This is a genomic window from Plectonema cf. radiosum LEGE 06105 (assembly GCF_015207665.1).
In the GTDB taxonomy this organism is placed as follows: domain Bacteria; phylum Cyanobacteriota; class Cyanobacteriia; order Cyanobacteriales; family Nostocaceae; genus Rivularia; species Rivularia radiosa_A.
The window spans coordinates 1-15,907 of the sequence record NZ_JADEWL010000094.1 but is presented as its reverse complement, the minus strand read 5'-3'; the positions used below and the strand labels follow the sequence as shown (position 1 = coordinate 15,907).

Sequence of the window (15,907 nt, the reverse complement as noted above, 5' to 3'; positions counted from 1 at the left end):
CGCGGAACTTTCCTGCTGTCACCCAATTACAAAAGAAGTCAATACATCTGCTATTGTCACAGCAATTACTACCAACAAAGGAGTACGGGCTACAACTTGCCAATCCTCGTCTTTCCGGACTGCATTAATTACTCCAATTAATGCCATCGCAATATAAAGTAAATACAATGCTCGCAAAACATTAAAAACTAAACTAACCGCATCATTAGCACCTCCTTGCGACCCTTGGGTTAAAGTATTTTTAAAAAAATTTTCGGCTTTACCAAAAAATTGAGCCGCCGCAGGTGTACTAAAATAATCCAACCAAAATATACTTAAAAGAATGACGATAACTACAGTTTGAATTACTGAAATCACATATTGAGAAGATTGGCGAAACTCTCCATATATTTGAATCGCTATCATCAGCAAGGAACCGATTAGCAGGCTAAATAATAAACTAGAACTATGAGATGTAATTGCTATCAAAAAAATTGCACAAGTTAATAGTAAGGGAAAAGACAAGAATTTACTGGGAATATATCTCATATATTTTTCTATATATATTAGATTGGCAATACACTGGATATTTTTTCTAATCAATCGATTGCTTAAAACCGATTCAACGTGGGTAAGTAACAAAACCTATACTACATTAATTTTGTAAATGCAAAAGTAAATACGATACTTTAAAGCTTAAAATAACAAGTATTTTTAACAAATTAAAATCAATATATTAAAGATTAATCAATTCTAAATTACCTAACTTTCTAGAATCACATAATCATATTAACTAGAGATTAAAAAACGCTAAAATTTAGAATAACATTTATTGATTTGTGATTTGCAATACAAAACTAATGCCATTAAGAAGAAAGTGTCTTATTTATATAAGTAGGTCGATACAGAAAATTATCATTTAGACAAGGCAAGAGGGAAGAGAGTTGAAGATTGATTTACATTTATATAGGGTTATTTTTTGCGCCAGCTTACTTAGCAATCCTAAATAATTTGGGAAAAACATATTTATGAAGATTTAGAATTGTAGTGGGAGCATCTTTCTCCCTAGCAGTAACGAGCAAGATGTTTTCCCTTCTCGCACACGGAGTGAACGCACTACTTGAGTACTATATATATAAATTACGTTATTAAGAACGTGAATGCTTCCTTACAATCAGTTTCAGGCATAATAAAAATTTCTATTTACGTAAGTCTTGATACATTTAAAAATTGCTATATCTATAAATAAATAGCTCTGATTTATTTTTATTAGTAAGTAATTATAATTTGATAAATTAATAGTCAATTAATGCTGACTTTACTTCGATTTAATGTATTAATCTTAGATTGAGTTAGATTCAATAACGAATTCTTATTTCAGCAATCGTTAGATTTTTTTTGAAAGTGTGAATATCTGTAAGATTTGCATGATAAAAATTCACACTCATATTTTCCGCGCATCATTTCAGCTAAAAATTTTGATTAGTTCAAAGAATAAATAAACCTGAAAGAGAGGAATACTCCGAATGAAAGGTCGTTTTCATCCAAAGAATGACGTATCACTGAACCAATCTGGTAACGAATCAATCCGCGACGTGATTGAGCGCATGGGGATGAAGCGTCGTCGCTTTATCATGACTGCTGTAGGTACTTCCGTGTTAACAGTTTTAGGTGATGTTACAGTTAATGGTTTACTTCAAACTGTAGAAGCTGCGCCCATCCCACCTAGCTCAGGATTTCAAGGTATTGGTTTTGAAAGTATTAAGCCCAATCTTCTGAATCCAGCTACAGGGAAATTGGAAAAAGATTTAGTTAGCGTTCCCGACGGTTACAAAGCGGAAGTATTGATTGCTTGGGGAGACCCAATCATGCCTGGAGCTCCCACCTGGTCACCAGATGCTACTCAAGATGCTTCTGCTCAAGAAAAGCAGTATGGTATGCACTCTGATGGTATGCACTTTTTCCCCCTGAGCGGTGGACGAGAGGTATCCAATAGAACAGCTAGACGTGTTGGTAATCAAGGACCAACAGTTAATAGTGGCATCATTTGTGTTAACCACGAGTACACCCAAGAAACCATTCTTCATGGTTCCGAAGGTTTGACTCCTGTTACCATTGCCAAAGTCCGCAAATCTCAAGCTGCTCACGGTGTCTCGATTTTTGAGGTATCCAAAACCAGATTTGGTAATAGCTGGACTTTTGAACGTAATTCTCCCTATGGTCGTCGTCTCACCGCTAACACTGAGATGCGGGTTTCTGGACCCGCCGCAGGTAACGCATTATTAAAATCGAAAAAGTTTAATATCACTTCCACTGGTTCTGTGCAAATCGGTGTAAACGATGGTTTCACCGCTTACGGAACTGTAAATAACTGTGCGAATGGTTACACTCCTTGGGGTACCTACCTCACCTGTGAAGAAAACTGGAACGGCTACTTCGGTCATCTTGACGAGACTCTAGTTTCAACTCCAGGAATTCCTGATGCAGAAATTTTAGCAGCACAAGCTCGCTACGGTGTTACCAAGAATGGATTTGGTTATCGTTGGCATGAAGCTGACCCCCGCTTTAATAACCGTACTAATCCCCTCGAACCCCATTTATTTGGTTGGGTCGTAGAAGTTGACCCATACAACCCCCAAAGCAAACCAGTCAAGCGTACTGCATTAGGAAGATTTAAGCACGAAAGCGTTCAGTATGTAGTTGATGACCAAAATCGTTTAGCTTTTTACATGGGTTGTGACGAACGTAACGAGTATATCTACAAGTTTGTTTGCTCCAGACCCTACAATCCCAGAGCTCGCGGTGCCAACAGTAACTTATTAGATGACGGTATTTTATACGTTGCTAAATTTAACGATGATGGTACTGGTCAGTGGATAGCTTTAGTTCACGGACAAAATGGTTTAACAGCACAGAATGGCTTTAGAAACCAGGGTGAAGTGCTTATTAAAACTAGAGAAGCCGCAGATAGAGTCGGTGCAACCATGATGGATAGACCAGAATGGACAGCAGCCCGTCCTCGTATCAACGGATTCCAGGAAATTGAAGTCTATTGTACTCTGACCAACAATAGCCGTCGTGGTACAAATCCAGCTTCTGTCAACAATCCCGATGGTACGACAGCTGGAGGTTCAGCACGTCCTCCTGTTGATGCTGCTAACCCTCGTCCTGATAACCGTTATGGTCACATCATCCGTTGGCGAGAAACTGGACGCACTGTGACAGCTAGTTCCTTTAGTTGGGATATTTTCTTGGAAGCTGGTGATAGCAAAAGAACTGAAGCAAATCTTGTTGGTAATATCAACGGTGATGACTTGAGTTCACCAGATGGTTTATGGTTCGACGACTTCGGTCGTCTCTGGATTCAGACTGATCATTCGGGAGATGGTAAAGGTGATGTGAGCAACATCGGTAGTAACACCATGTCTTGTGCTGACCCCAATACCAAGGAAGTAAGGCTATTTTTGACCAGCCCCACAGACTGCGAAGTTACTGGTGTCACCAGCACACCAGATGGTAAAACCATGTTTATTAACATCCAGCATCCAGGTGATAGTGGTGATGCAACAAATCCAAATCTAACCAGTAATTGGCCTCACTCTCAAGGTTATGGTCCAGATGGTCGTCCCCGTTCCGCAACAGTAGTGATTACCCGTAATGACGGTGGAATTATCGGTGGTCTTTAATACTAAGTCGTAAACATATCTTAGTTAAGATTGCCTGAATAATAAGGGTAAGCCGTTAAGTTCCCGCTAATTTGGTATAGACGTAGACTTCCTACGTCTATACAAAATTTTAATGCCAGAAAAAGCCTGGATTATATCCGCCCCGAAAGCTACGAATCGTGAATTTTGGATTGGTCTCACGGCTCAATCCAGGGGTTTGTACCATCAAGTAATAATTGGTCTCATGAATAATTTTTCAAAAATTACATATTTGACTGCTGTTTGGTTATTGGCTTTGTCAGCATCTGCTGTTGCTGAAGAAACTAATTCCGAAAAATTGCCATCCGTTTCCCCTCAGTTTGGCATTCAGTATACAACTGAAGGTTCTGGTTTTGAATCTCTAGGTAGTCTGGATGCGTTTGTTCCGGTTTTCCAAACGAATGGTAAAAATGTCACCTTTGTTCAGGGACGATTATTCCTAGATAACGATTCCGAAATGGGTGGTCATGTATTATTTGGACACCGGATTTACAATCCAGAAAAAGACCAAGTTGTTGGTACTTATATTGCTTATGATGGTCGTGATACGGAAGAAAATTATTTTAAACAATTAGGTTTCGGTTTTGAATCTCTAAGCAAGGTGGATTTCCGTGCAAATGCTTATCTTCCCCTTGGTGATAGCCGTCAGCAGGTTGGTAACTCGATTAATACTGGAACTGCGGTTTTTAGTGGTAATAGTGTTTTTGCCCAGCAGTTACGTTCTTTTGAATTGGGTTTACATGGAATAGATGCGGAAGTCGGAACAAAGTTAGCACGTCTTGGTAGTGGTGATTTACGTGCTTATGCGGGTGGTTATTATTTCTCTGCTGGAGGTAAGGAAGCATTTGGTTGGAAGACTCGTTTAGAAGCCCGTCCAACTAATTTTGTCGGAGTCAATTTATCTTTGCAGCATGATGCTTTGTTTGATACCAAAGCAGTTGTCAGTGTGGGCGTGAATTTCCCCGGTAGTGGTGCGAAAAGGGGAACGAAACAAAATCAGAATTGGGCGCGGATGGGTAGTTTTGTTGAGAGACGTACAACTATTGCAGTTACAAATGATACTCAGTTGGGTCTTTCTGCGGCTTTAACCAATCCAGCGACAGGAAATGCTTGGAATATCATTTACGTTGCAGATACTGGAAATAGCAATGGTACTGTTGAATCTCCCTACGGTTTTGATAAGTTTTCCCAAGCTTTGGAAGATGCAAAAGGCAAACCAGGTAGTTTAATCTACGTTCGCTCTAACATTAATGAGAATACCTTACCTGCTTTTGAGATACCAAACTTAACGGAAGTTGCTTCGAGTCTTACTCGCAGAACAATTGACACTCGCGAACTAGGTATTGTGGGATTACCTTTTGCTGATTTAGATGTCTTCTCTACGACTATTCAGGGTGATTTCACTTTGAAGAGCAATACCATTTTAAATGGCTTTACCGTTAATGGTACTGTGCTTGGTCAAAACATTAGTGATGTCGATATCATCAATAATACTATCCAAGATGGTGAAGGTATTAACTTAACCAATGCTACTGGTAAGGTTAATATCACTAACAATACCATTCTCAATTCTCAAGCTAATGCCATTATTATCAGTAATGATTCTGGTAATGCGGAAGTTGCAATTCAAGACAACCAAATCAACAACAGCTTCGGTGGTGTACAAGTTAGAGCCTTTGATGATGCAAAGGTAAATTCAAATATCACTGGCAATACCATTCAAGATACATCCTTGGCAGGTATTGGAGTTGAATTCAACCAAAACAGTCAAGGTAATGTCAACATTGCTGACAATACCATTAGTAATGTGGTGTTGGATGAATTATCCGATGGTATTTATGTAGAATTATTCGATAATGCCTCTGCGGATAATATTTCCATCAACAACAATACTGTCAGCGATACCACTGGGCGAGGTATTAGTATTGCTAATTTTGCGGAAAATATCGGCATCAATCTCGCAATTACTGGAAATACTGTTAATAGAAGTGATGCTGAAGGTATTGGTGTTGAAGGTATTAATGGAACTACTGGAGTTAGTAATAATACTGTTAAAGATACCCTCAGTGAAGGTATTAGTCTACAACAGATAAATGGTACAGCTACCATTAGTAACAATACAGTTGAGAATGCTGCTGGAAGTGGTATCAGTGTTACTGATTCTGTTGACAACACAAATCTTGCAATCACCGCAAACACTGTTGATGAAACTGATGCTCAAGGTATCGCTGTTGAAGGCATTAATGGAACTACTACTATTAGTAACAATACTGTTAAAAATGCCCTCGACGAAGCGATTAACTTAACCAATGCTACTGGTACAGTTGATATTACTAACAATACCGTTAGCGATAATCAAGGTAATGGGATTGCGATTAATAATGATTCTGGTGATACCGAAATTGCAATTCAAGATAACCAAATCAGCAACAGCCTGGGTGTGACAACAGCAGTTTCTGAAAATACCCAAGTTGCGATCGCGAATAATCAAATCACCAATGACTTGAATGGTACAGTTATAGACTTATCGGGAACTGCAACTGCCAGCGCCCAGATTAGTAATAATACCATCACTGGTTTTAATAGTGGCGTTTTTGTTGCTGCTGGTGATGTTTCCGATGTGGATAATTTGGATATTACAAATAATCAAATTACTGGTTTGCTTGATAATTTATCCCAGGGAGTCACTGTACAAGTCTTTGATGATGCAAAGGTAAATTCAAATATTACTGGCAATACCATTCAAGATACATCCTTGGCAGGTATTGGAGTTGAATTCAACCAAAACAGTCAAGGTAATGTCAACATTGCTGACAATACCATTAGTAATGTGGTGTTGGATGAATTATCCGATGGTATTTATGTAGAATTGTTCGATAATGCCTCTGCGGATAATATTTCCATCAACAACAATACTGTGAGTGATACCACTGGGCGAGGTATTAGTATTGCTAATTTTGCGGAAAATATCGGCATTAATCTCGCAATTACTGGAAACACTGTTGATACAACAGGTGCTGAAGGTATCGCTGTTGAAGGTATTAATGGAACTACTGAAGTTAGTAATAATACTGTCACCAATGGCTCAAGTAAAGGTATTGGTTTAACTAATAATACTGGTAAAGTTGATATTACCAACAATATCGTTACTGACAATCAAGGTAACGGTATTGCGGTTAATAACGATTCTGGTAATGCAGAAATTGCAATTAAAGATAACCAAATCAGCGATAACCAGAATGGTGCAGTTATAGACTTATCAGGAACTGCAACAGCAAGCGCCGAGATTACTAATAATACCATCACTGGTGCGGATAATGGGGTTTTTGTTACCCTTGCTGATGATTCCCAACTTGATAATGTGGATATTACTGCTAACTTCATCGACGAGACATTTTTGGCAGGAATTGGTGTCGAATTCAACCAAAATAGCCAAGGTAATGTAAACATTGCTAACAATGAAATTAGTAATGTCGAGTTTGATGAATTCTCCGATGGTATTTATATCGAATTATTTGATAGTGCTGCAACTGATGGCATTTCCATTTTGACTAACACTATCACTAATACCACTGGACGCGGTATCAGCGTTGGTAATTTTGCTGAAAATACCGAGACAAACGTGGAAATTACCGGAAATAATATCGATACAACCGATGCTCAAGGTATCGGTGTCGAAGGTGTTAACGGTACAACTACAATTATTAATAACGAGATTAATAATGCTGTTGATCAAGGTATTTATGTAGAAGATCAAACTGGTTCTGAAAATATTACCGGAAATACCGTTACCAATACTCGTGAATTGGAATAGTATTTAAAATAATGTAGAGACGTAGCAATGCTACGTCTCCTTCAAGGGTTTTCGGTAATACATTATGAACGACAAATTAGAATTTATTAAACCAATCTCCGTTGAATTTCCTCAGCTAATTTATCCAAAGAAACTTCTATTTGTTCTCCCGATTTTAAATCCTTTAAATTAGATTTTTCTACTGCTGCTTCATCAGCACCAATAATGACACAAAATTGAATTCCTTGTTTATCAGCCGATTGAAACTGCTTACCCAAACCACGTTTATCAAAACTAGTAATTACATTAATTCCTGCTTGACGTAATTGTTGAGATACTTTTAAATAAAGTGGCATCAAATCTTCTTGTAAATTCACCACCATTACCTGGGCTGGTGTTGCAGATAAAGACTTTAAAATATCAGCTTTTAATAACCGACTCATCAACCGAGTTAAACCGATAGAAATACCTACACCCGGCATTTTTTCCCCTAAAAAAGTTCCGACTAATTCTTCATATCTACCACCAGAACAAATACTTCCTAAAGCTTCATGTCCTAATAAAGTTGTTTCATAAACTGTGCCAGTATAATAATCTAAACCGCGAGCAATTGATAAATCAATACAGTAGCGATTATCCGCAACTCCTAAATTACGAACTCCTGAAATTACAGTTTCTAATTCATCTACTCCTAACTTAAATTGTTCAGCTTCTGATATATTTTCAGCAAGATGTCTCAGCTTATCTAATACCTCATCCACCGAACCTTTAATATTAATAAATTCAATAATTTTTTCAGTTTGTTCTGAAGAAATTCCTTGTTTTTCTAACTCATTTTTTACCTTAACTTCGCCAATCTTCTCTAAATTATCAACTATTCCCACACAGGTTTTAATCTGATCTTCGGTGACACCAACCGATTGAAAGAAACCAGTTAAAACCTTGCGGTTATTTATGCGAATTAGAAAATCGCCAATATTAACAGCTTCAAATATTTCCGAGATAATTGCAGGCATTTGAGCATCATAAAGCAAACTCAATTCTCGACGAGCAATCACATCAATATCGCATTGACGAAATTGGCGAAAACGTCCATCTTTTGCCCTTTCCCCACGAAATACTACATCCATTTGATAGCGTGCAAAGGGAAAAGTCAAATTATTTAAATTCCGCGCAATATAAGCTGCTAAAGGAACAGTTTGGTCAAATTTTAAAGCCCTAGCTTCCGAATTATTATCATCGGATTTATCCTTACCCGATTGTTCTTTCTCAGCTTGTTTATTCGGCGGTAAAATCGGACTAATACCATAGATAATATTATCACCTTGATTTCCCTTAGCTTGCAAAACCTCCAAACGTTCCACCGCAGGAGTTTCAATTGGTGTAAATCCGTAACTTTCATATACTTTACGGATAGTATCCATTAAATAAGATTCTAAGCGCTTTTCACCTGGTAGAAATTCAGTAAAGCCGCTGGGATTTGTATAATTTATTTTTTCAGATTTTGACATAGTTGACAGTTGAGAGTTGAGAGTTGACAATTACCTATTACCTATTACCTATTACCTATTACCTATTACCTATTACCTATTACCTATTACCCATTACCCATTACCCATTACCTATTACCGATTCTGTATTCTTTCTTCTTGAATTAGTGTCCGTTTAAATACTTGATTATCTTTAAACCAATGCCAAGTACGAAAACGATAATTATTACACTGACTAATATTAATCATTTCATATAAATAAGCATTTGGTATTCCTTTATAAGAAAACCATAAAATAATCGTTGAATCATCAACTTCCCAAGCTTTACCTGTAATTCGTTCAGTATCAAATATTAATTTTTTATCTTGATATATCCCAGGAAATTGATGTTCTTCATGTTTTCCATCTGCCCAAGTATAATGATTAATTTGATGATAAGAGTAATCACCAGATTCGGGAAACTCACAGATTAAATACGATTCGTGTTTATCAATAATTTTACCTTCACTATCAACTACAGTATAAGTACCTTTCCATTCTCCTTGATGACGATAAAGCACCGGCATTTCTTCTTTTATATTTGACATAATTAATTGATAGTTGATAGTTGATATTTGTTGGTTGATAGTTGATAGTTTATAGTTGATGGTTGATAGTTGATGGTTGTTGGTTGATAGTGGATGGTTGATGGTTGATAGTGGATGGTTGATGGTTGATAGTGGATGGTTGATAGTTGATAGTTGATAGTGGATGGTTGTTGGTTGATAGTGGATGGTTGTTGGTTGTTAACTGATAACTGATAACTGATAACTGATAACTGATAACTGATTACTGATTAAACCACCAAGGGTCATAATTATCCTTAGTCTTAATCAAAAATGCTTTTTTCCGCAGGAATCTTGTTAATGCTGAAGCACCCATACGAGAACCTCCTAAACCGGAAAATTTAAAAGCGTTTTTTTCAGCTTCATGTATCATAGATGTTAAACCTGCATCATTAATACTAATAGCACCTGCATCGATTTTACGCGCTATTTCTAATGCTTCATCTCGCGATTCGGAAAATACTGCTGCACTCAATCCATAAAAGGTATCATTAGCTAATTCTATGACTTCTTCTACTGTAGAAAAAGACATTATTGGCATTATTGGACCAAATGTTTCTTCATTCATTAACTTCATTTCATGATTCACTTCGGTAATAACTGTCGGATGACACCACCAACCACCACCGATTTCTTCAACTTCACCACCACAGTGAATTACCGCACCTTTTGCTACTGCATCTTGTAAATGTTCATTAATAATTGCAGCTTGTCTTTCAGTAATAATTGGACCAATTTCTCCACTTTCTAATGTCGGATAAGCAAGGTTTAATTGATGTGCTTTTGCTATCAGTTTATGATAAAATTCTGCAAAAATATTTTTTGCAACATAAATTCTTTCTATTGATAAACATGATTGTCCGCTATTGACTACTGAACCCCATAATATAGCAGAAGTCGCTAACTCTATATCTGCTGATTCTAAAACAATTGCTGGGTCTTTTCCTCCTAATTCTAAGAACGCTGGAATAAAACGTTGTGCTGCTGCGATCGCAACTTGTTGTCCTGTTTCTACACTGCCTGTAAAACAGACTAAATCTACATTTTCTACCAAAGTTGCTCCCGTTTTACCATCTCCCTCAATAAAAGTTAATATATCTCGTAATTTTGGTACAGCATTAACCGCATTCATCAAGGGTGCCATAAATCTAGGGGTAATTTCACTAGGTTTAACAATTACCGCACAACCCGCAAGTAATGCCGGAATGGTATCAATAGTTGATAATAATAAAGGAAAATTCCAAGGACTGATAACCCCAACTAAACCATAAGGAACTGCCGTTTGTTGTACATTAATAAATGAAATTGAGGTTCCTTTTTCCTTATCTTGTAATAACCTCGAACTCAACCGACACCATCTATCAATGCTCGTAACAAATGAATCAATTTCTAATTTAGAAACCGATAATCTACCAGTATCAATTACTAAAGCTTCCATCAATTTATCTCGCATTGAATTGATAGCATCTTTCCACTCTAGTAAAGTATCAATTCGTCCATCTAAACCCAAATCAAACCAACTTTTTTGCGCTCTCCGCAGACGATGGCATTGCTGTACTAAAAGCTTCTCTGGTGGAGGTATAATTACGTAATCGTATTTTCCGGTGCGGGGGTTGCGGATTTCGATTGGTTTGGACATAAAGGAAAGGTTAAAGGTTAAAGGTTAAAGGTTAAAGGTTAAAGGTCAAAGGTTAAAGGTTAAAGGTTAAAGGTTAAAGGTTAAAGGTGATGAATTTTCTACACAGAAGTCGGGTTTTTACGATCTAAATATCGGTAACACCCTTATAACAGTAATAAAAACCCTACTTCTTACCCCACGAAAAATTAAGATTTTACAGTTTTTTTTGTTACGTGGGTCTAGAAACTCAATCCCCCCCAATCCTATTCCCTATTCCCTATTCCCTATTCCCTATTCCCTACTCCTTTGATACAAAAATACATAATCGGTAATTGCTTAATATCTCTTAAGATAGATTCTTACTTATTACTTAAGACAAATTGAACTATTCATTTTGATATAGTAAGTTTATTTACAATTGCTATTTACCTGAGTTGAAAAAAGCTGTAAGGCGTAACTTTCCCCGAAAGGACTTGCAATGTAATCACTCAATTGCTTGGCTGATTTAATGGCTAATCCATCTGCAAATCACAAAGACTTTTTTATTATAGGTATTGGCGCTTCTGCGGGAGGGATGCAAGCGTTAAAAGCTTTTTTTGGTAATTTACCCGATCATCCTGCTGCTGCTTTTGTGGTGGTACAACATTTGTCCACTGAACATGAAAGCACAATCATGGAAATTATTCAACGGCAAACTCCATTGTCCGTTTATCAAATCGAAGATGGAATGGCTCTTGAACCAAATAAAATCTATGTGCTGCCACGTGGTAAAGTGACAATTATCAGTAATAATCAGTTGCGCTTGCTTCCAAAAGCCGATGCTTTTGATTACCCCGTTAATAAATTCTTCAAATCTATTGCTCAAGAATGGGGAGAAAAGACAGTAGGAATTGTCCTATCGGGAATTGGGAATGATGGTACTGAAGGGTTAAAAGCAATTAGTCGAGCAGGTGGTATTGCTTTGGTACAGTCACCAGAAACTGCTCAATTTACCTCGATGGTTAGTAGAGCAATTCCTTCTAGTTTAGTCGATGAAATTCTTTCTCCTCAAGAACTAGCTCGTACTGTTTTTGATTTAATTCGTTTTTTTGAAAATAACCCTTCTGCTTCAGTGCAAGATATTAGTTTAATAGATCCAGATCAACTACAACAGATTTTAGATATTCTTGCTGAACGACAGGAAATAGATTTTTCTCATTATAAAGTTAGTACACTTGCTCGGCGGATTCATCATCGCTGTACCATCACTCAATGCGATAGTCTAGAAAATTATATTGTTTTATTACAACAATCCGAACAAGAACAAAAATTATTACGTCAGGATTTACTCATAGGTGCTACTTGTTTTTTTCGCGATCGCCAATCATGGAAATATATAGAAAGACAAGTATTACCCAAAATTATCGCCGATTTACAGCCGCAACAACAATTAAGAATTTGGATATCAGCTTGTGCCACCGGGGAAGAAGCCTATACAATGGCTATGCTTGTAGATGAAGCCATAGAAAAAAGTAATAAATCAATTCAAGTTAAAATTTTTGCCACAGATTTAGATACTAATGCTTTGGAAACCGCAGCGAGAGGCATTTATCCAGAAAATATTACTAAGGATATCACTCCAGAACGTTTAGAAAAATATTTTACCCATCATGGAGATCATTTTCATGTCAAACGTTTTTTACGGGAGATGTTGATTATTGCACCCCATGATTTAACCAAAAATGCAGGTTTTTCTAAAATGCATTTGGTTTGTTGTCGCAATGTGCTAATTTATATGCAACCACATCTCCAACAACAAGTTCTGCGGTTGTTGCATTTTGCCTTAACAGCCAACGGAATCCTATTTTTAGGGGGTTCAGAAACTTTAGGAGAATTAGCAGAAGAATTTACTTTCTTAGAACCAAAGTTAAAAATTTTTAGCAAGCGTCGGGATATTCCCTTAAGGCTCGCACCAATCACCCAACAGACGCTAATCACACCTATAAATTCTACCGTGCGGACGAAAACCAGACAAAATCAATTAGATCGTCTTTTGGGAGAGGTATTGAATTATTGTCTGGAAGAACGAAAATTAACTTGCTTATTGATCAATCGAGATAATCAACTTTTACGAATATTTTACAATAGCGCCGATTTACTAGAATATCAGGTAGGCGAGGCAGTATTAGATATTATTGAAATTATTCATCCCGATTTAAAATTACCTTTATCTACAGCTTTACATCGTGCAAAACGCGATATCGAAAATGTGATTTATACGGGAATTCAATTAAATCGTGGTGGTGAAGAAGAAGAAGAAGAAAGTGTCAGTTTGAAGGTAGGATTTGATAAAAGTAAACCAGGGATTGAAGATTTACTGATTGTGGTATTAGAAGTAGAAACCCAATCATCTATATCAAATACAACGGCTTTGCGTTTTGAAGTAGATGAGGAAGCAGCACGACAAATTACTGAACTAGAATACGAATTAAATCAAACCCGTGAAAATCTTCAAGTAACCATTGAAGAACTCGAAACTACTAACGAAGAACAACAAGCTACTAACGAAGAACTTCTCGCTTCTAATGAAGAACTGCAAAGTACCAATGAAGAATTACAGTCAGTTAACGAAGAATTATACACTGTTAACGCCGAGTATCAAGGAAAAATTGCAGAATTAACTCAACTCAACAACGACATTGACAATTTACTCCGCTCATCAGATATTGGTGTAGTATTTCTCGACCCTCAATTGAATATTCGTAAATTTACACCCGCAGCTACCCGCGCTATTAATATTAGAATATCCGATTTAGACCGTCCCCTCGCCCATTTTACTCACAATTTAAATTATCCTAATTTAATCGAAACCCTACAAGGAGTAGTTGACACCGCGAGAATAATTGAGCAAGAAGTTTCTATTACTTCTACTGGTGAACAACTATTAATGCGGGTTAATCCTTATATAAAAGAAGATGGTACTCGAAATGGGGTTGTAGTGACATTTGTCAATATCGATGAACTCAAAACTATACAAGAACAATTACATAAAACTAACAATTTATTAGAGAATTTGTACGCTACTAGTCCAGTTGGTTTGGGTTTACACGATCAAGAACTCAAATTCCTGCGAGTCAACCAAACTTTAGCTGAGATGAACGGTTTATCAATTGAGGAGCATATTGGTAAACGCATTAGAGATATATTACCCGATTTAGCCGAGAGCTTAGAACCTACTTTAAATCAAGTAATCGAAACTGGTCAATCAATCTGCGATATTGAAGTTCACGGTACCACACCAGCTGCTCCTAATGTCCAACGATATTGGTGTGCTAATTATTATCCCGTTGATTTGCTCAATGGTAATCGCGGAGTCGGAAGCGTGGTAATCGAAATCACTGAAAGCAAGCGCATCCAAGAACAACTTTTACGTAAAAATCAAGCATTAGAAGAAGCTGTGGCAGTAGCACAAGCAGCAGACTCGGCAAATCAAGCCAAAAGCGAATTTTTAGCTAATATGAGCCATGAAATTCGTACTCCCATGAATGCAATATTGGGTGTCAGTCAAATATTACAGCGCAGTCAATTAAACTCCGATCAATTTAAATTATTAGCAAGAATTAGAGTTAATGGAGAAAAATTATTAGCAATTATCAATGATGTTCTCGATTTATCTAAAATTGAAGCTAGGGAATTACATTTAAGTTTAAGTAAATTTAATTTGGAGCGGGTACGGGAAAATTTAATCAATTTGTTTCAGATGCAAGCCGAACAAAAAGGTTTAACATTTACATTTGAAATTGCACCCGATGTACCGCGAAATTTAATCGGTGACGATTTTCGACTGCAACAAATTCTCACTAATTTGATTAGCAATGCGGTTAAATTTACTGAAACTGGACAAGTTGTAATCAGAATATATGTTGCAAAACAAGAATTACAAAATACACCCGAATCTACTGTAAAATTACATTTTAATGTTGAAGATACGGGTATTGGTATTGCTTCAAAAATGCAACAAAAGCTGTTTCAACCTTTTACGCAAGCAGATACTTCTACAACCCGTAAATTTGGTGGTACAGGTTTAGGATTAACTATTTCTCGACGGATTGTTGAATTAATGGGAGGAGAAATCGGTTTTCGTAGCAATCGCGATCGCGGTTCGACTTTTTGGTTTACAGTTAGCTTTCCCTTAGCCGATTCTAATAGTCAGCAAACTAGTTTAGAAGCAATGCCTACAACAACAGATTTTCCTTCCTCAACAAAAACTCTCAAAATATTGGTTGTAGAAGATTATCCTGACAACCGCGATATTATTCTATTTATGTTAGAAAGCTTGGGCTATCAAGTTGATGCTGTTGAAGACGGTCAACAAGCATTAGATATATTAAGCCAAAATGAATATGACATAATTTTTATGGATTGTCAAATGCCGGTGATGGACGGTTACGAAGCGACAAGACAATTACGTCAGCGTGAAGGTGAACAGCGTCATACGATAATTATCGGCTTAACTGCTCATGCCATGTCCGGAGACCGAGAAAAATGCTTGGCTGCGGGGATGGATGAATATTTAACTAAACCTGTGCTGATCGAAGATTTAGAACGAATTATCAGTCAGTTGACAGTTGATAGTTGATAGTTGTTGGTTGATAGTTGTTGGTTGTTAGTTGATAGTTGTTGGTTGATAGTTGTTGGTTGTTGGTTGTTGGTTGATAGTTGCTTCTCCCCATCCCCC

The 15,907-nt window shown here is 37.1% G+C and carries 7 protein-coding genes; 3 read left to right on the top strand and 4 right to left on the bottom strand.

Annotation, left to right across the window (positions count from 1 at the left end; translation table 11 throughout):
• Nucleotides 1-18: 18 nt before the first annotated feature.
• Nucleotides 19-528 (bottom strand): hypothetical protein, encoded by a 510-nt coding sequence (locus IQ247_RS22105; RefSeq protein WP_193923330.1) that lies wholly within the window; start codon nucleotides 526-528, stop codon nucleotides 19-21.
• Nucleotides 529-1,505: 977 nt separating this feature from the next.
• On the opposite strand from IQ247_RS22105, the gene IQ247_RS22100 reads away from it, so the two are divergent.
• Both IQ247_RS22100 and IQ247_RS22095 read left to right on the top strand, forming a co-directional pair.
• Nucleotides 1,506-3,665: a PhoX family protein gene (locus tag IQ247_RS22100; RefSeq protein WP_193923329.1), complete on the top strand. Its 2,160-nt coding sequence runs from the start codon at nucleotides 1,506-1,508 to the stop codon at nucleotides 3,663-3,665.
• A gap of 223 nt (nucleotides 3,666-3,888) precedes the next feature.
• Nucleotides 3,889-7,497: a beta strand repeat-containing protein gene (locus IQ247_RS22095; RefSeq protein ID WP_193923328.1), complete on the top strand. Its 3,609-nt coding sequence runs from the start codon at nucleotides 3,889-3,891 to the stop codon at nucleotides 7,495-7,497.
• An 86-nt stretch (nucleotides 7,498-7,583) separates the two neighbouring features.
• Here the strand turns inward: IQ247_RS22095 and hisS are convergent, their stop codons facing one another.
• The 3 genes from hisS to IQ247_RS22080 form a co-directional block, all read right to left on the bottom strand.
• Complete coding sequence (gene hisS / locus IQ247_RS22090; RefSeq protein WP_193923327.1) at nucleotides 7,584-8,987, bottom strand: histidine--tRNA ligase; 1,404 nt, start codon at nucleotides 8,985-8,987, stop codon at nucleotides 7,584-7,586.
• Between the two features lie 114 nt (nucleotides 8,988-9,101).
• A complete protein-coding gene (locus IQ247_RS22085; RefSeq protein WP_193923326.1) occupies nucleotides 9,102-9,554 on the bottom strand; it encodes a DUF3598 family protein in 453 nt (150 codons plus the stop codon).
• A 241-nt stretch (nucleotides 9,555-9,795) separates the two neighbouring features.
• A complete protein-coding gene (locus tag IQ247_RS22080) occupies nucleotides 9,796-11,211 on the bottom strand; it encodes an aldehyde dehydrogenase family protein (protein WP_193923324.1) in 1,416 nt (471 codons plus the stop codon).
• Nucleotides 11,212-11,698: 487 nt separating this feature from the next.
• On the opposite strand from IQ247_RS22080, the gene IQ247_RS22075 reads away from it, so the two are divergent.
• A complete protein-coding gene (locus IQ247_RS22075) occupies nucleotides 11,699-15,808 on the top strand; it encodes a chemotaxis protein CheB (protein WP_193923323.1) in 4,110 nt (1,369 codons plus the stop codon).
• Nucleotides 15,809-15,907: the final 99 nt, after the last annotated feature.